The sequence below is a fragment of the Cytobacillus firmus genome, assembly GCF_023715565.1.
Taxonomy (GTDB): domain Bacteria; phylum Bacillota; class Bacilli; order Bacillales; family Cytobacillaceae; genus Cytobacillus; species Cytobacillus firmus_C.
The window spans coordinates 53,224-70,646 of the sequence record NZ_JAMBOJ010000004.1 but is presented as its reverse complement, the minus strand read 5'-3'; the positions used below and the strand labels follow the sequence as shown (position 1 = coordinate 70,646).

The following is a 17,423-nucleotide window of genomic DNA, read 5'->3' as shown; positions in this document are numbered from 1 at the left end:
AAAAACCAGCGAAACCTTATTTTTTCTTTTATTTTCTTCTGTTTTCGACCAGTTTCGCCATACTCTTTGCAATTCGTGTATTGTTGTCGAAAAATCTTTAATTATCGTCTTTTTAACAAAAAATCAAAAAGACGGGATTTCACCCGCCTTTTTTAGATCCATCCTTTATTAAGATGCTTTTTCTTCAGCTTTTTCATATATATTGATGCCTGCTTCATTTAGCATCCATTCGATATGAACACCATATCCTGAAGTAGGATCATTAACAAACACGTGAGTTACCGCTCCAATAATCCTGCCATCCTGAATGATCGGGCTTCCGCTCATCCCCTGTACAATCCCACCTGTTTTATCGAGGAGCTTCTGATCCGTCACTTTTATGACCATTCCTTTTGTTGCCGGAAACTTTTGCGGTATCGTGCTGACAATTTCAATATCAAACAATTGTACTTCATCATTGTCCACTACAGTCAGTATTTGAGCGGCTCCCTCTTTTACTTGATGAGATAATGCTATTGGCATCGGTTTGTCAAAGATCCCATTTTTCATGTCGCGGTTTAATTCCCCAAAAATCCCGAAAGGACTGTTCCTGACAATATTCCCGATTATTTCTTTATCTGAGGAAAATCGTGCAAGTTTTTCACCAGGATTGCCATTGCTTCCTTTTTCAATGGAAGTAACAGTCGATCTTACAATTTGGCCGTCTTCAACAACAATGGGTTTTTTTGTATCCATATCGGAAATAACATGTCCGAGTGCTCCATACTTTTTCGTTTCCGGGTGATAGAAAGTCATCGTCCCAATGCCCGCTGCTGAGTCACGTATATATAAACCGAGTTTATAGGTTTCTTCCCCGTTTTCTTTAAGAGGAGTCAGCTCCGTTTTCACCTTCCCGCTTTCACGGCTGACAATGATTTGGAGCGGATTGCCGCTTTTACCCGCTTCTTGAACAAAAGGGGCAACATCTGACATCTTTTCAATTTTCTTACCATTGATTTCCGTAATGATATCTCCGATTTTTATCCCGGCCATTTCTCCTGGAGAAGCTTTTCCTTCAGCCGTATTAACCTGATGGTGCCCCACTACTAACACACCTACTGTATTTAGTTTAACCCCGATTGATTGCCCTCCTGGAATTACTTTAAAATCTTTTAAGACATTAACATCAACCTTCTTTATCGGAAAACCTGCCAGTTCGAGAAGCATTTCATTTTTTCCATTTTCTTTTGCTGAAAGCGAAATCGAATGGTTACCTTCTTTAAGAGCCACACTTGTATTATCTATGGACAGCCCGGATGACACTGCTTCTGCCTTTGCAATATCAAGCTGCTGCCCTTCAAAAAGGGTAATATTTGCAGGTATTTGCAAATATTCCTGAACAGGCTTGGAAAAACCTAAAGCAATTAATGAAACAAGGAGAATTCCACCAATTATTTTGCGCAAAACATCATATATCAAATTTTTCACTCTCCTCGCTTCTAGTCCATCCACGTCAAATGGCTACATCTTTAATTTTGCCTGCATCGATGGCATTTATAACTGCCAGTGACATAAAAAAAGCTATCCTGCTTTGGATAGCTTTTCAAGGTATTAGATCTCGCTGAACTGCTTAATGGCGCACACCGGATATTGGATCATAATTATTTCAGCTGTTTTGCCATATGCAGCAGCTCTTTTGCATGCTCTTTTGTCAAATCGGTAATTTCCACTCCAGAAATCATACGGCTGATTTCTTTTATCTTCTCTTCTTCATTCAGAGGCTTCACTGTAGTTTTGGTCCGCCCTTCCTTCGTGTTTTTAGCAATAAATAAATGAGTATCTGCAATCGCTGCAACCTGTGGCAGGTGAGAGATACAAAGCACCTGTGAGTCCACGGAAACATGATGAATCTTCTCCGCGATAGCTTGCGCCACTCTTCCGCTCACACCTGTGTCCACTTCATCGAAGATAATACTTGTAACACCCTGGTGTTTTGAGAAAATACTCTTTAAGGCAAGCATGATTCGGGATAATTCCCCTCCAGATGCAATCTTAGACAGAGGCTTGAGCGGTTCTCCCGGATTGGTCGAAATATAGAACTCCGCCCTGTCAACTCCATTTTTTAAAAGAACTTCGGGATCAGAAAAGAACCTTACCTCAAAAACTGTTTTTTCCATGTATAATTCCTTAAGCTCTTTATGAATTAACTTCGTAAGCTTTAGGGCAGATTTTCTCCGCAGTTTGCTCAGTTCTTCCCCTTCAACCATCAGGTCTTTTTTCAGGGCAGCAACTTCTTTTTGCAGCTTATCAATATGGGTCTCTTTATTTTGCAGCGTTTCGATTTCTTCTTCTATTTTTGCTGCGTATTCCAGCACTTCATCGACTGTTTTTCCGTATTTTCTTTTTAATCCATTAATTTCATTCAGTCTGGTTTCAATTTCATTAAGCCTATGGGGATCATATTCCATAAAGTCCATTTCATTACGAAGGGAACTGGCTGCATCTTCAAGCAAATAAAAGCTGTTTGCCACATTTTCCGCAATTTCTTTATATGAAGGGTCCAATTCAGCAGCATCATTCATATATCCCATAACCATTCCAATCCAATCGAGACCCCTTTGCTCTCCTTGCAGAGCGTTATAGCCTGACTGAACAGAATCGAAAATACGTTCATAGTTGGAAAGCTTTCGCTTTTCTTCAATTAAGTCCTCATCTTCATTCAGTTTCAGCTGTGCAGACTGAATTTCATCAAGCTGAAACTGAATTAGATCAAGCCGGTGCGCCATTTGCTGTTCATTCTCACTTAGATTCTTAAGCTTTTTCAATGTACTTTCATATAACCTATAAATTTCCTGGTATTCCGAAAGGGAAGATGTAATTCTCAGTCCACCGAACTGATCGAGGAGTGGAAGATGCAAGGTTTCATTCATTAATTCCTGATGTTCATGCTGGCCGTGTATATCAATAAGAGAACTGCCGATTTCCCTTAGGGCAGAAATGGTTACTAATTTCCCATTCACTCTGCAGACGCTTTTTCCTGACTTTGATATATCCCTGCGAAGAACAATCATTCCATCTTCAATCTCTATCCCGAATTCAGCTGATCGCCTGTAGCAAGGGTGCTTTGGATCATCAAGGATAAAAAGCCCCTCTAGTTCAGCCTTATCTTCACCATGCCGGACAAATTCTGCAGATCCCCTGCCGCCGGCCAGCAAGTGAATGGCATCAATAATAATGGATTTCCCCGCTCCTGTTTCACCAGTTAAAACAGTTAAGCCCTTTTCAAAAGAGACAGAAAGGGCTTCGATAATAGCAAAATTTCGTATGGTTATTTCATTTAACAAACATATCACCTCATTAGAAAAGCAGAAGCGCCTTGCCTGCTGCGACACCTCGATCGAGGCAGGCGCTCTGAGCTTGAAAAATATCTACAGCATTTCAAGAAAGCGGTTTGAAATGGCTTCTGTGTCTTCAGGGGTTTTGCAAATGATCAGGCATGTGTCATCCCCGCAGATTGTCCCCAGAATTTCTTCCCAATCAAGATTATCTATCAGTGCGCCAATAGCCATGGCATTGCCCGGAAGAGTTTTCATTACAAGGAGATGTCCTGCGGTATCCACTCTAACAAAGGCATCCATTAAGTTTCTTTTAAGCTTTTGCAGAGGATTGAAACGCTGATCAGCCGGAAGACTGTATTTATACCTTCCGTCCATCAACGGTACTTTTACCAGGTGAAGCTCTTTAATATCTCTTGAAACTGTCGCCTGGGTAACATTAAACCCTGCGTTTTTTAATTCATCCACCAGGTCATCCTGTGTTTCAATATCGTTATTAGTAATAATTTCGCGTATTTTAATATGTCTTTGCCCTTTATTCATTTTTTCACCTCTATAATCAGCCGCTTGACAGCAGGCAGAAAAAATTATTTATAGTGTTTTGTATTATAATGTTAGCTGATTTTCTCAATAAAGTACAATTTTCCCGTATAAATTATTATAATTCGTCCTTACCCGACAAATTCCTCTAAAAAAAGGAACAGGCATCAGCCTATTCCTCTTCTTTAACCTGCTTTGTTTTCAGTTCGGCGTGGGCTTCTTTTACAATCTTATCAGTCGGGGCTTTAAGGAGATTTTCACCTTCTTCTTTGCTGCCTGACCAATACAGATGGAGAAGAAACTCTATGTTGCCATCTCCGCCGGTTATCGGTGAATAAGAAACGTCTTTGACATCATAGCCAAGACTTAAAGCAAATTTGATAATTTTATCAAGGACGGCTTCGTGTATTTTAGGATCTCTGACAATTCCTTTTTTTCCAACCTGCTCCCGTCCGGCTTCAAATTGCGGTTTCACTAAGGCAACTGTGTCACTGCCTGGAACCAGCAATGTTTTTAATACAGGCAATATAAGCTTTAAAGAGATGAACGAAACATCGATGGAAGCAAAATCAGGCATACCGGCTGAAAGATCTGCAGGAGTTACATACCTAAAATTGGTCCTTTCCATGACAACAACGCGCTCATCCTGCCTTAATTTCCAGGCAAGCTGATTATACCCGACATCCAAAGCATAGGACATGTTTGCGCCATTCTGCAGGGCACAATCCGTGAAGCCCCCAGTTGAGGATCCAATGTCAAGGAGGATCTTGCCTTCGATTTCTAAATCAAAAACTTTCAGAGCTTTCTCAAGCTTTAAGCCTCCGCGGCTGACATAGGGCATAACCTTTCCCTTGATGGTCAACGGAATATCTTCACTAACCTTTTCGCCCGGTTTATCCAATCTGCTTTCATTGCTGAACACCAAACCCGCCATAACGGCCCTTTTCGCTTTTTCTCTCGTTTCAGCAAGACCTCTTTCAACTAATAAAACGTCTAATCGTTCTTTCTTTGTTTTCATATTTTAAGCCCTTTTTTGTTTTTTTCTTGCCAGTATTTCCATTCTTTCCACAACATCGTCTACTGTCAGCCCGATTTCTTCCAATAGTTCATTTACACTGCCATGTTCAATAAATTTATCAGGTATTCCCATCCTGTCTATTTCGGAATGGTGGAAGCCTTGCTCATGTGCATATTCAAGAATGGCACTTCCAAAGCCTCCCTGCAGGACAGCTTCTTCTATCGTAAGAATAGGCATATTCGCTGCAAATAATTCATGCAGCATTCTTTCATCAAATGGCTTAATAAACCTTGCATTAATGACTTTAATGGAATGCCCTTGTTTTTCCATGAGCTGAGCTGCCTTCAATGCCATTGAAATAGTTGTCCCAAAGGTTAAAATAGCTCCGTCGCTGCCATCGCGCAGGACTTCCCATGTTCCAATTGGAATAGCTTTAAGTTCCGCGTCCATCGGCACCCCGATGCCATTTCCCCGCGGGAACCGCATAGCAATTGGGCCATCGTTATATTCAATCGCTGTTTTTACCATATGCTGGCCTTCATTTTCATCCTTCGGCATCATCAAAACCATGTTGGGCAAATGCCTTAAAAATGCGATATCGAATACACCCTGATGTGTTTCTCCATCTGCACCAACGAGTCCTGCCCGGTCGATTCCAATGAATACATTCAAGTTCTGGCGTGCAATATCGTGTACGACCTGATCATAAGCACGCTGGAGGAAAGTAGAATAAATCGCAAGGAACGGCTTCATGTTTTGCGTTGCGAGACCGGCAGCTACTGTTGCTGCATGCTGTTCGGCAATACCCACATCATACATCCGATCCGGAAATTCACCTGCAAAACCTTCAAGCTTGGAACCAACAGGCATTGCCGGTGTGATTGCCACAATTCTTTCATCTTCTCTCGCAAGTTCCCTGACAGTTTCTGACACAAGCTTGCTCCATGCAGGAGGCGGCGCAGCTGCAGGTTTCACAAAGTCCCCTGTTTCCATTTTATAAGGCCCTGTACCGTGCCAAGTGCCAATCCTGTCATTTTCTGCAGGGTTATAGCCTTTCCCTTTTTTCGTAATTACATGGAGGAGGACTGGGCCTTCTGTTTTCTTGGCATACGCAAGGTTCTCAAATAAAGCTTCATAATTATGCCCATCGACAGGTCCCAAATAGGTAAAACCTAATTCCTCGAAAAACATACCTGACACAAACAAATACTTTAAGCTGTCTTTCAGTCTTTCAGCAGTTGAGGCCAATTTGCCGCCGACTGCCGGCACCTTTTTTAATAAATATTCAAGTTCATCTTTAACCCAATTATACTTCCCTGCAGTCCTTAACCTTCCAAGAACATTGTGCAGGGCACCTACATTAGGAGCAATCGACATTTCATTATCATTTAATATGACAATCATATCTTTTTTTTCATGGCCGATATGATTTAAGGCCTCTAAAGCCATTCCGCCTGTTAAGGCACCATCCCCAATAACGGGAATGACATAATTATTTTCTTTTTTCAAGTCTCTTGCAATGGCCATTCCCATTGCGGCAGATAAAGAAGTTGAGCTATGGCCTGTTTCCCATACATCATGCTCACTTTCAACCATTTTGGGAAAGCCGCAAAGACCTTTATATTGCCTAAGAGTATCAAATTGACACGCCCTGCCAGTAAGAATTTTATGGACGTATGACTGATGTCCGACATCCCAGATAATTTTATCCTTTGGGCTGTCAAAACATTTATGCAATGCAACAGTCAGCTCAACAACACCGAGATTAGGGCCAATATGCCCCCCTGTGCCTGATAGCTTTTCGATAAGGAAATTGCGGATATCCTGGCTGAGACTTTCCAATTCTTTATTCGAGAGCCCTTTTAAAAAGGACGGGTCTTTAATTGATAACAGATCCATACAGCGGACCACTCACTTTCGTTTCTTATTCGACCGTTTTTTTACATAGGCTGTTTTTTTCAAAGATTGTTGTTTTTGGGTTTATGGATTTTGCCCGTTGATTTCCCCTCCAGGCACTTGCTTTCCGCGGGGAGGAATGTGAGCCTCCTCGGCTTCGCCTGCGGGGTCTCACACTTCCCTCTCCTCCCGCAGGAGTCAAGTGCCCTCCGCTCCAATCAACTCAGCAAATTAAACTAGGTTATGAAAAAGCAATAACTTTACGAAAACAACCTTTACATATATCTTGGCAATCATGTTTATAGCAAATCAAAGCCTGTTTTTTACGGTGTCCAGCCTGTCCAAAAGATAATAACTTAAGATTACCTTATTACAGGAGATTTTCCAAATGCTTTTCATTATAAACAGCCTCTCACCCAGGCTGGTTTTGCCGGGGAATACTCCCGGCAGCAATTCCTATCATACCAAAATATATACATTCATGACCAACATTTTATAAACAGCAAATACCGCTGGTACAATCAGTACAGCGGCAAGAGCGTCATTTCTTTAGTCATATTAGTATCCTGATCATTTCAATTATGAGTATGGTATAATGGAAAAATTAGTGGTCCCTGTTTGCAATTAAATCTGTTATTTCTTCCAGCAGCTCTGTTTGGAGACCGGTTTCCCTCAGCTTCTCTTTAGCAGATTTGATATGGTAATCGAGCGCCTCTTTCGCACCATTCATTGTAAGAAGTGCGGGATAGGTACTTTTATTTTTTGATTCATCACTTCCAACAGGCTTCCCGATTATCTCTTCTGTCCCCTCTAGGTCGAGAATATCATCTCTGATTTGAAAAGCCAGTCCCAGATGAAAAGCAAAATGGGAAAGAGTCTGAATCGTTTCCTCATTAGCATTTGCCAAAATAGCACCTGAAACCACACTGGATTCAAGCAATTTGCCGGTCTTATGCACGTGGATATACTCTAAGTCCTCTATTTCCAGCTGTTTGCCTTCCCCTTTAATGTCTTCAGCCTGCCCGCCAACCATCCCTTCAACACCTGCAGCTCTTGACAGCACCTTAATCAGTGACAGCTTCATTTCGGCTGAAGCGAATTCCTCTGGTGTTTCCGCAATTGTCTGGAAGCTGTATGTGAGCAAGGCATCACCTGCTAGAATGGCAAATGCTTCTCCATATACTTTATGGTTAGTAGGCTTGCCTCTTCTTAGATCATCATTATCCATGCTTGGCAAGTCATCGTGAATAAGCGAATAGGTGTGAATCATCTCAATCGCCGCCGCACTCCACAGCCCTTTTAACGTATCTTCGCCAAATGCAGCCAATGTAGCAAATAAGAGCATCGGCCTGATTCGTTTCCCTCCGGCTTCGAGTGAGTATAGCATCGATTCCTTGATTTCAGCTGGGGCTTTTAATTTATGTACGCATTCTCTTAGGTGTATTTCAAGTTTATTCTTATGAAATTCAGAGAAAGAACTTAATGATTGCTGCTGCAAGATTATTCCTCCTCCGGAATGGCGAAGTTCGTTTTTCGCCCGTCTTCCGTCAGTATTTCCGTAAGCTGTGATTCCACATTTTTAAGCTTATCATGGCATAATTTTGAAAGCTCCATGCCCTTTTTATATATATTAATTGCCTCTTCAAGAGGAACATCGCCCTCTTCAAGCTTTTCCACAATCACTTCAAGTTCTTCCATCGCTTGCTCAAATGAAAGTTGTTTTTCATCCGCCATCCCAATCACTCCTCAATATCCGTTACCCTGCATTCAATAGTTCCATCAGATACCTTCAATTTTAACATATCATCCACTTTAACCTGAGACACAGTCTTTACGAGGGATTCCTTTTCTGTATAAGCAAGGCTATAGCCTCTATCCATGATTTTGAGAGGACTGAGTGCCTCAAGGGTTGAAATGACCCTCGCAAAATCCTTTTCCTTTGCAGCCAGGGTATTTCCCATTGTTTTATTTAAAAGCTTTTGGAGCCGATCATGTCTTTCTTTCGCCTGATCCTTCAGCTGGCCAGGATGACTTCGAACCAGCCTTTTCCTTAGAATATCAGCTTGTTCCTGCTTTAAATCATGCAGTCTTTTGGATCCCCGTAACAACTGTTCAGTCAATTTATCCAGCTGTTCCAGTTTTTGTTCATACAATTTTTGCGGGTATCTGAAAGCATATGATTTCTGTACCCTTAGAAGCCTTTCATTTTGCAGTGCAGTTTGTTCCTTCATCGCTCTTATCAGCCTTGACTGCCTGTTAAAAAGCCTTTCTTTCAGGTCATCAATGTGCGGGACTGCCAATTCAGCAGCTCCGGTTGGGGTAGGAGCCCTTAAATCTGCAACAAAATCTGCTATTGTAAAATCTGTTTCATGGCCGACAGCTGAAATTACAGGTATTACTGACTTAAATATGGCCCTTGCCACAGCTTCCTCATTAAAAGCCCAAAGCTCTTCAATAGAACCTCCGCCCCGGCCGATAATTAAGACGTCTGCTTCCCCTGAGGAATTAGCATCCTTAATCGCTTTCACAATAGATGGTGCTGCCTGGTTCCCCTGCACAAGCGCAGGGAATATAAGTATGTTCGCGATTGGATAGCGCCTTTTGAGCGTTGTCAAAATATCTCTGATTGCAGCACCAGTAGGAGACGTGATAACCGCAACTGTCTTTGGATAGCGCGGGATATTTTTTTTATGTTCAGAGGAAAAGTATCCTTCTTTCTCCAGCTTCTCTTTAAGCTGCTCGTATGCCAGATAAAGCTCACCAATCCCGTCCGGCTGCATTTCCTGTACATACATTTGATATTGCCCGCTCGATTCATAAACGGAAATCGCTCCACGGACCAAAACCTTCATGCCGTTCTCCGGCCTGAATTTCATGGATCTCGCATTTCCTGCAAACATTACGGCTAAAATTCTGGCTTTCTCATCCTTTAAAGTGAAATACATATGACCGCTGGAGTGCTGTTTAAAGTTTGAGATTTCTCCCTTAACCAAAATATTTTGCAAATGAGGGTCGGCGTCAAATTTTCTTTTTATGTATTTGGTCAGTGCGTGAACTGTCAGATACTGCTGTTCCTTCATAACAATCTCCTTTATGCAGGGGTTGTATGGATCTCCTGCAAAGCAATAACACAAAAAAACTGCCCTTCCATTCAGCCTGCATGACAGGCTTCCTAAGTACAGGATAATGGAAATGGACAGATTTTGCATCTATGGCGGCCATGATTTTAGATTTTGCTAATAGACTTTGCTGCCTTCAACGTGTTGTGCATTAACATGGTAATGGTCATCGGCCCCACTCCGCCTGGAACAGGAGTAATGTACCCTGCAATGTGCTTAACTGTCTCGAAATCAACATCGCCGCAAAGTTTTCCTTCCGCATCTCGATTCATACCCACATCAATCACAATCGCACCATGTTTTACATGGTCTTCAGCAATTAACTTGGCTTTACCTGCTGCTGCCACCAGAATGTCTGCCCGCTTTGTATATTCCTTGAGATTAGCTGTTCTCGAATGACAGTAGGTAACTGTTGCATCTTTATTAAGAAACAGCTGTCCTGCAGGCTTACCTACGATGTTGCTTCTGCCAATAACCACTACATGCTTTCCGGAAATATCTGCCCCGATGCTCTCCAGCATTTCAATGATCCCAGCAGGAGTACAAGGGAGATAGGCATCCTGAGCTGTCATCATTCTGCCAATATTTATAGGATGAAATCCATCCACATCTTTCTCAGGTGATATGGTCTCAATGATCACTTTTTCATTAATATGGCTTGGGAGCGGCAGCTGGACGAGGATTCCATGAATTGCATCACTTTTATTCAACTCAGTGATTTTTCTGATCAGCTCTTGTTCACTGACGCTTTCAGGAAGTTCAATAAGCATGGAATACATGCCCAGCTTATTGCAGGTTTTCTGCTTGTTGTTCACATATGTTCTGGATGCCTGATTATCCCCCGCTAAAATAACAGCCAATCCCGGCGTGACTCCTTCTGCCTTCAGCTTTTGCACTTCAGCACCGATACGATCCTGTTTCTTTCTTGCAATTTCTTTTCCATCTATTAATTCTGCAGCCATTTGTATCCCCCTATCAGAAACTCGAAAGCGCCTTTGATAAGGACTGCCGGCTTGCTTACATCCAGAAAGCGCCAGCATATCCAGTGAATTTTTTATAGTTTTTCTTTTACCTTTGACAAAACACCATTAATAAACTTGCTTGACTGATCATCGCCGTAAAGTTTGGCAATCTCAATTGCTTCATCGAGCACCACATTGGCTGGCACTTCCTCTGTTAAATACTGCAGTTCAAAAACAGATAAGCGCAGAAGATTGCGGTCTACAGTGGCAAGTCTCTCCAGCGTCCATTTTTCAAGAAACCCTTTGATTTCATTATCAATTGTTTCTTTATGCTCAAGCACCCCTGATACAAGTTTGCTTAGATATTCATCGTTCTTTTCGCCATCTAAAACATGCTCAATTGCGGTCTCTGCTTCTGTCCCGCTTACATCAATTTGAAATAAAGCCTGCAATGCCTTTTCTCTGGCTGTTCTTCTCTTCATCTTTATAAAACTCCTTTATGGCTAACATAGTATTTTCATTTTTGAGCATTTGCACGTCCAAAAATTGCATAAGAAGATAATAGCATAAGTAAGGAATCTTCGCACTACAACAAGAGCAATATGTTTGGACAGAAACATGATGCAAGTAACCTTATAATATTAATTTTCCCTTTACAAACTCCTTTATAACGTTTAGAAAGTGAATGATGAAGAGAATGAACCATAAGAAAAGCCAAAGACGAGTCTTATGTCTTTGGCTTGATGTGTTTTTTACATTTCCTGTTCGTATTCAACTTCATGCTTTTGGTTTTCAAACATGATTCCTACTACATGAATGTTTACTTCCTGGGCGTCAAGAGCAGTCATATTCAACAGTGCCTGGCGGATGTTATCCTGGATTTTTTGGGCAACGTTAGGGATGGATACGCCGAATTTCATCAGACAATAAACATCGACTTTGATGCCTTCTTCTGTCAATTCAACTTTAACACCTTTACCGTGGTTCTTTTTACCAAGCCGTTCAACCACTCCTGTAGCGAAGTTTCCGCGCATTTGCGCAACACCTTCGACTTCTGAAGCAGCAATCCCGGCAATTACCTCAATAACTTCCGGTGCAATTTCCACCTTGCCCAGGCCTGAATTTTCAGGGCTCATTTCGAGAATATTATTTTCGTTCATTTTAGCACCTCCACAAGTCTTAAGAATTCATTACATCATGCAATTCAAGAAATTTCGTATTAAACTGCCCTTCCACAAAGTTTTCATGGCTTAAGAGCTTGAGATGGAACGGGATTGTTGTATGAACCCCTTCCACTACAAATTCGCTTAATGCTCTTTTCATTCTGGAAATGGCTTCTTCTCTAGTATTGCCATAAGTGATCACTTTTGCAATCATTGAATCGTAATATGGTGGAATCATATAGCCCGGGTAGGCAGCAGAGTCGACTCGGACACCAAGCCCGCCAGGAGGCAGATACATATTGATCCTTCCTGCTGATGGCATAAAATTCTTCTCCGGGTTTTCCGCATTAATTCTGCATTCGATTGACCAGCCGTTAAATGTCACATCACTCTGTGTAAAATTAAGCTTTTCTCCTGAAGCAACCTTAATCTGCTCCTTGATTAAATCGACCCCCGTTACCATCTCTGTAACAGGATGCTCAACCTGAATACGTGTGTTCATTTCCATGAAATAAAACTTGCGATTTTTATAATCGTATATAAATTCTATCGTGCCAGCCCCTGTATAATCGACCGCTTTTGCAGCTGTTACAGCAGCATTTCCCATCTCTTCGCGTGTTTCACCGTCAAGGGCAGGTGAAGGCGTTTCCTCAAGCAGCTTTTGCAGGCGCCTCTGAATGGAACAATCCCTTTCCCCGAGATGGACGGTGTTTCCGTAATTGTCAGCAAGAACCTGAATCTCCACGTGGCGGAAGTCCTCGATGTATTTTTCGATGTAAACACCAGGATTCCCGAATGCTGTCAGTGCTTCCTGCTGTGTGATCGTAATCCCTTTAATAAGCTCCTGCTCATTGCGCGCTACGCGGATTCCTTTCCCGCCTCCGCCCGCAGTGGCCTTAATAATTACCGGATATTCAATCTTTTCTGCCAGCTGAATGGCATCTTCCACATCCTTGATGATTCCATTAGAGCCCGGAACAATCGGAACTCCTGCTTCCTTCATCGTTTCCCTTGCAATATCCTTTGTGCCCATTTTGCTGATGGCTTCTGGTGTCGGGCCGACAAAAATAATATTGCATTCTCTGCACAGTTCTGCAAAGTCCGCATTCTCTGCAAGAAATCCATAACCTGGATGAATAGCGTCACAGTCAGTAAGCTTGGCGACACTTATTATATTTGTAAAATTTAAATAGCTGTCCTTGGATGCTTTCGGACCAATGCAATATGCCTCATCCGCAAGTTGTACATGGAGCGCTTCCCTGTCAGCCTCTGAAAAGACAGCAACAGATTCAATCCCCATTTCACGGGCTGCCCTGATAATGCGGACAGCTATTTCTCCTCTGTTGGCAATCAAGAGTTTTTTTATCATTCTTTAACCGCTCCTTATTCAGGCTTAACTAAAAATAGTGGCTGGCCATATTCTACTAATTGGCCGTCTTTTACAAGCACTTCTACAATTTCGCCATTAATTTCAGCTTCAATTTCATTAAATAATTTCATTGCCTCTACAATGCATACAACGGAATCCTTCGTAACCTTTGAACCGGCTTTTACATATGCATCAGCATCAGGGGATGATGACTGATAAAAAGTCCCTACCATTGGTGAGACAATCTTATGTAAATCATCTGCGGCTTCAGCCTTTGGTGCAGGAGCAGCAGCTGGCGCTTCTGCTTTAGACTCTTCCACTTTTACAGCAGCTGGCTGGACAGGCTGTGGAGCAGGCGCTGACACTTGGACAGCTGCAGGCTGAACCTGCTGCACAATTGCTGCTTCATTGCCTTTTTTCTTCATTTTAATTTTAGACCCTTCATGCTCGTATACAAATTCATCAATATTTGACTGATCTACCAATTTAATCAGTTCACGGATTTCTTGTACTTTTAACATTTTGGCACCCCTTGTTTTCTCATTGCATGATTATCCCTTTTATCCGTATGCATGTATTGCTGAAAGAGTCGGAAAGCATACGGCTGGAACGTTCAGCATGGTTTGAATTATGACTAGATACTAATATCATACGATAAGACCTTATAAAACTTCAACATTCTATTATGTACTGGATAATAATTTCTCTATCCATCCTAAGTTCCATTTTAATATTTTTCTAAATGTTTGTGAAATGTTTCATTGGATTTAGCTGAGTTTCATCTAAAACTACTTCTGAACAAGGGCTTTCGCACTATCTTTTATATGTAATAGTTACCAAACCATAAATTAATTAGTCTATTTTTACATATATTGCTTTTTTTCCGCCAATAATGAAGTCCGTTGATTTACACTAAGTACAACAAACTTGCAAAAACAGACTAAAATAAAAAGGGAGCCCTAAAATTGTTGCAGGCTCCCATTACAATTTTATTTTTCAACTTGGAATTCAACAGCCACTGCTTCAAGCTTGCCAATTTCGTTTCTAACTTCCTGGATGATGTTGTTTGCAGCTGAAGCTGAATGATCTTTTGCCTTAACCGTAATTTGAACCTTCTTGCCGTCAGCACGGACAAGCACATCTTCATAATCCATCGCTCTGATTAATGTTTCAAGCATCGCTTCTTTTTGAGCTATTTCATTTAATTCATCAATTTGATCTTTTGCCTTCATTCTTTCTTCGGCAGAAAGGTCAGTTTGACCAAGGACTTCCTGCAGATCTTCCTTCATGCGGCTGCGCTCGTCATCAAGCTGTAGACGAAGATTTTCAAACATTTCATCACTGGAAGTGTTTGTAATAATTGCTTTGCCGTCTTCACTCTCAACTGAGTCCATTTCACCCTGTGCCTTTTCTTCCATTCCAGCAAGGTCACTGCCTTTTTGCTCCGGTGATGTTACATAATAAACCGATAATACAACCACCAAACTCAGCATTGTTAATAGCCAGACCGTTTGTTTCTTTAAAAGCATCTATTATTCCCCCTTGGTTTTTTTAGGCATTACGGATACTCTATGGCTTGGGACATCCAGAGCTCTGGTTACTGCCTCAATAATCCACTTTTTCACTTGTATATTTTCAGCCCCTTTTGCTACAACCAGCACGCCCCTTATTTCAGGTTTCTTGGTTTCTATGACAATGGGGACCTCTTTTTCTCCATTTCGGACAATCACAAGCTGTTCCTCCTGTGACTGATCCTCAACCTTCCTTTTGCCGCCTTCCCGATCTGTTTCATCGGTTTTCTGTGTTTGGGTTGTTTTGTTTTTTTCAAGGACTTTCTTTTCTGTGGCATCGACATTCACCACAACAGTGGCATCTTCCACCCCTACGATTGCATCAAGCGCCTCTTTTATTTGGGCTTCATATGCCTTTTCATAATTGGCAATGGTGTCATTTCCCCCGGATTTCTGCTGGCCGAAGACTGGCACTTCTTCATCCTGCTTCACTTCTTCCCCATTTGTAGATACGGGCAAATCACCGGTGGAACCGTCTTCTTGAAACAGCATATTGCTGATCAGCATGATCGCTGCTCCAAACAGGAGAACAAGCAGCAAATAGTGGAATTTTCCGGGCTTCTTATCAGATTGTCCATCCTTGGAAATTATCTTCTTTACCCATGTGAAAGGACCTTTTTCATTATCCATCCCTATCCATATTCCCCCCTTCTACCAGAACTTCGATTGAGTTTGCGTCTACATTCCATTTTTGAGCGAGAAGAGAAGCAATTCTTTCTGCATCTTCATGTTCGGGTCCGCTGGATGGAAGAGGTTTCCCGGCATTGATTTCCACTGTTTTAACCACTTCTACAGCTTCAGCTTCTGCATCTTCTGCTTTGAGTTGGATCATGACCTTTTGCAGGTTATCCGGGAAGGCTTGATCACTGCTTTCATCTACTAAAATATCAATATTAGCAATTTCCAGACCGTACTGTTCCATCAACTCCTCTTCTGCGTCCTGTTTCATGTGGACAGCCATTTGTTCTAAAATATATGCATCACTTGAGGCTTGTATTTCTTTTTTCTTCATTTCTATTAAATTTTCCATATTTTTTTCTCCTGATGCCTCAAAAACCGGCACGGAAACAAGAGCTTCTTCAAAATCACTTGATATAATTCTCAAAATCGGTGTTAGAATAATCGCTATTAATAGCAGCCCTGTCACCATTTTTGTATATTTCTGAAGCTTAGAGCTGGGAAGGAGCATATCTATGACAGTGGCAAGCAGAACAAATAATATGATGTTGGTTACCCATTCTTTTATGAAATCCACTTCATTCCCTCCCTACCTGACCATCATGGTCAAATTGCCAGCCGCTATAATAACAGTAATGCTAAGAAAAAACATCAGGGAGACAATGGCCAGAGCTGCAAAAACATAGATGATGCTCTTGCTGATTATATCCAGGCAGGATATGATCGGCCCTCCTCCCAGCGGCTGCAAAATCGCTGCCGCAAATTTATATATAAACGCAATCATTAAAATTTTGATTGCAGGAAAAGCTGCAATGATAAGGAGAATGGCTACTCCTGCTATCCCGACAGTATTCTTCAAAAGCACCGATGCACTGATTACGGTATCTGTGGCATCTGTAAACATCCTCCCAATAACCGGAATAAAATTACCTGTAATAAATTTTGCTGTACGAATGGTAATTCCATCGGTTACCGCGGCAGATGCCCCCTGAACCGAAATAACTCCCAGAAAGACCGTCAGGAACATTCCAAGAAGTCCAATACTCCAGTTCCGGAGCAGATTGGCAAGCTGAGTTACCTTATAGTGTTCTGACAATGTGCTGACAATGCTTAACAGGGCTGATAAAAAAAGAAGCGGAAGAATGACATACTGGATAAATAACCCGCTGACATTCATCAAAAATAGGATAACCGGGTGAAAAAACGCTGCAGATACCACCCCCCCGGAAGAAGCAATCAGCGCAAGCAGCAGCGGTATGAGAGCCATTATGAATGACACCATGGTTGAAATGGTTTCTTCCGTGTATGTGATCGCTACATGGAAGCTATTTAGCGCAATTATAATTAACACCATGAAGACGATTGAATAGGCTGCTTTACTGACAGTGCTTTTTTCAAATGAATTCTGCAGTGACTGCAGGAACATGCTGAATACTGTCAGCAATATCAGAGTCCCCAGCAATTTCCCGTTCACTATAAACTCATGGAATACAAACTTCATCGCCCCGCCAGCCCACTCTTTTAATGAAAATTCCTTATCTCCCTTTATGAATTCATAGAGACTTCCCTTTTGGCTCTCGGGCAAAAAACCTCCATACTCTGTTGTGATTTCTTCCCAAAATCCCTTTAAATCATTAAGATCTAGCTTATCCACCTGGGATTCAATTAGATCCTGCGCAGAAATCGTTTCTTCTGCTTCGCCGGTCTTAGGTGAGGCTTGTACAATTGGTGCCAGGAAAAAGAATAGAAGTAAACTAAACCCTAAAATTTTCTGTATCCTTTGCTTCATTTTT

At 41.7% G+C, this 17,423-nt stretch carries 17 protein-coding genes; all 17 read right to left on the bottom strand.

Going from position 1 to position 17,423, the window contains the following annotated elements; all coding sequences use genetic code 11:
• Positions 1-168: 168 nt before the first annotated feature.
• The 17 genes from spoIVB to spoIIIAE all read right to left on the bottom strand — a co-directional run bounded on the left by spoIVB (position 169) and on the right by spoIIIAE (position 17,419).
• A complete protein-coding gene (gene spoIVB / locus M3205_RS02540) occupies positions 169-1,458 on the bottom strand; it encodes a SpoIVB peptidase (RefSeq protein ID WP_251168541.1) in 1,290 nt (429 codons plus the stop codon).
• Between the two features lie 182 nt (positions 1,459-1,640).
• Positions 1,641-3,323 (bottom strand): DNA repair protein RecN, encoded by a 1,683-nt coding sequence (gene recN / locus M3205_RS02535; RefSeq protein WP_251168486.1) that lies wholly within the window; start codon positions 3,321-3,323, stop codon positions 1,641-1,643.
• An 84-nt stretch (positions 3,324-3,407) separates the two neighbouring features.
• Positions 3,408-3,857, bottom strand: coding sequence for a transcriptional regulator AhrC/ArgR (gene ahrC / locus M3205_RS02530; protein ID WP_009332889.1), 450 nt, complete (start codon positions 3,855-3,857; stop codon positions 3,408-3,410).
• A gap of 169 nt (positions 3,858-4,026) precedes the next feature.
• Positions 4,027-4,872, bottom strand: a complete 846-nt coding sequence (locus M3205_RS02525; RefSeq protein WP_251168485.1) for a TlyA family RNA methyltransferase — start codon at positions 4,870-4,872, stop codon at positions 4,027-4,029.
• 3 nt (positions 4,873-4,875) lie between these two features.
• A complete protein-coding gene (gene dxs / locus M3205_RS02520) occupies positions 4,876-6,771 on the bottom strand; it encodes a 1-deoxy-D-xylulose-5-phosphate synthase (protein WP_251168484.1) in 1,896 nt (631 codons plus the stop codon).
• Positions 6,772-7,372: 601 nt separating this feature from the next.
• Positions 7,373-8,266 (bottom strand): polyprenyl synthetase family protein, encoded by an 894-nt coding sequence (locus M3205_RS02515; protein ID WP_251168483.1) that lies wholly within the window; start codon positions 8,264-8,266, stop codon positions 7,373-7,375.
• A gap of 2 nt (positions 8,267-8,268) precedes the next feature.
• On the bottom strand, positions 8,269-8,502 hold the full coding sequence (gene xseB, locus M3205_RS02510) for an exodeoxyribonuclease VII small subunit (RefSeq protein ID WP_048008230.1): 234 nt from the start codon (positions 8,500-8,502) through the stop codon (positions 8,269-8,271).
• A 5-nt stretch (positions 8,503-8,507) separates the two neighbouring features.
• Complete coding sequence (xseA, locus tag M3205_RS02505; protein WP_251168482.1) at positions 8,508-9,848, bottom strand: exodeoxyribonuclease VII large subunit; 1,341 nt, start codon at positions 9,846-9,848, stop codon at positions 8,508-8,510.
• 146 nt (positions 9,849-9,994) lie between these two features.
• Positions 9,995-10,849: a bifunctional methylenetetrahydrofolate dehydrogenase/methenyltetrahydrofolate cyclohydrolase FolD gene (gene folD / locus M3205_RS02500; RefSeq protein WP_251168481.1), complete on the bottom strand. Its 855-nt coding sequence runs from the start codon at positions 10,847-10,849 to the stop codon at positions 9,995-9,997.
• Positions 10,850-10,941: 92 nt separating this feature from the next.
• Positions 10,942-11,331, bottom strand: a complete 390-nt coding sequence (nusB, locus tag M3205_RS02495; RefSeq protein ID WP_251168480.1) for a transcription antitermination factor NusB — start codon at positions 11,329-11,331, stop codon at positions 10,942-10,944.
• A 270-nt stretch (positions 11,332-11,601) separates the two neighbouring features.
• Positions 11,602-12,009, bottom strand: coding sequence for an Asp23/Gls24 family envelope stress response protein (locus M3205_RS02490; RefSeq protein WP_251168479.1), 408 nt, complete (start codon positions 12,007-12,009; stop codon positions 11,602-11,604).
• Between the two features lie 19 nt (positions 12,010-12,028).
• On the bottom strand, positions 12,029-13,381 hold the full coding sequence (gene accC, locus M3205_RS02485) for an acetyl-CoA carboxylase biotin carboxylase subunit (RefSeq protein WP_251168478.1): 1,353 nt from the start codon (positions 13,379-13,381) through the stop codon (positions 12,029-12,031).
• A gap of 14 nt (positions 13,382-13,395) precedes the next feature.
• Positions 13,396-13,902: an acetyl-CoA carboxylase biotin carboxyl carrier protein gene (accB, locus tag M3205_RS02480; RefSeq protein ID WP_251168477.1), complete on the bottom strand. Its 507-nt coding sequence runs from the start codon at positions 13,900-13,902 to the stop codon at positions 13,396-13,398.
• 468 nt (positions 13,903-14,370) lie between these two features.
• On the bottom strand, positions 14,371-14,910 hold the full coding sequence (locus M3205_RS02475) for a SpoIIIAH-like family protein (protein WP_251168476.1): 540 nt from the start codon (positions 14,908-14,910) through the stop codon (positions 14,371-14,373).
• A gap of 3 nt (positions 14,911-14,913) precedes the next feature.
• A complete protein-coding gene (gene spoIIIAG / locus M3205_RS02470) occupies positions 14,914-15,582 on the bottom strand; it encodes a stage III sporulation protein AG (protein WP_251168475.1) in 669 nt (222 codons plus the stop codon).
• Positions 15,575-16,207 (bottom strand): stage III sporulation protein AF, encoded by a 633-nt coding sequence (gene spoIIIAF / locus M3205_RS02465; RefSeq protein WP_048008238.1) that lies wholly within the window; start codon positions 16,205-16,207, stop codon positions 15,575-15,577. Before spoIIIAF ends, spoIIIAG begins: the two co-directional genes overlap by 8 nt.
• Before the next feature lie 12 nt (positions 16,208-16,219).
• A complete protein-coding gene (spoIIIAE, locus tag M3205_RS02460) occupies positions 16,220-17,419 on the bottom strand; it encodes a stage III sporulation protein AE (protein WP_251168474.1) in 1,200 nt (399 codons plus the stop codon).
• Between the last annotated feature and the right edge of the window lie 4 nt (positions 17,420-17,423).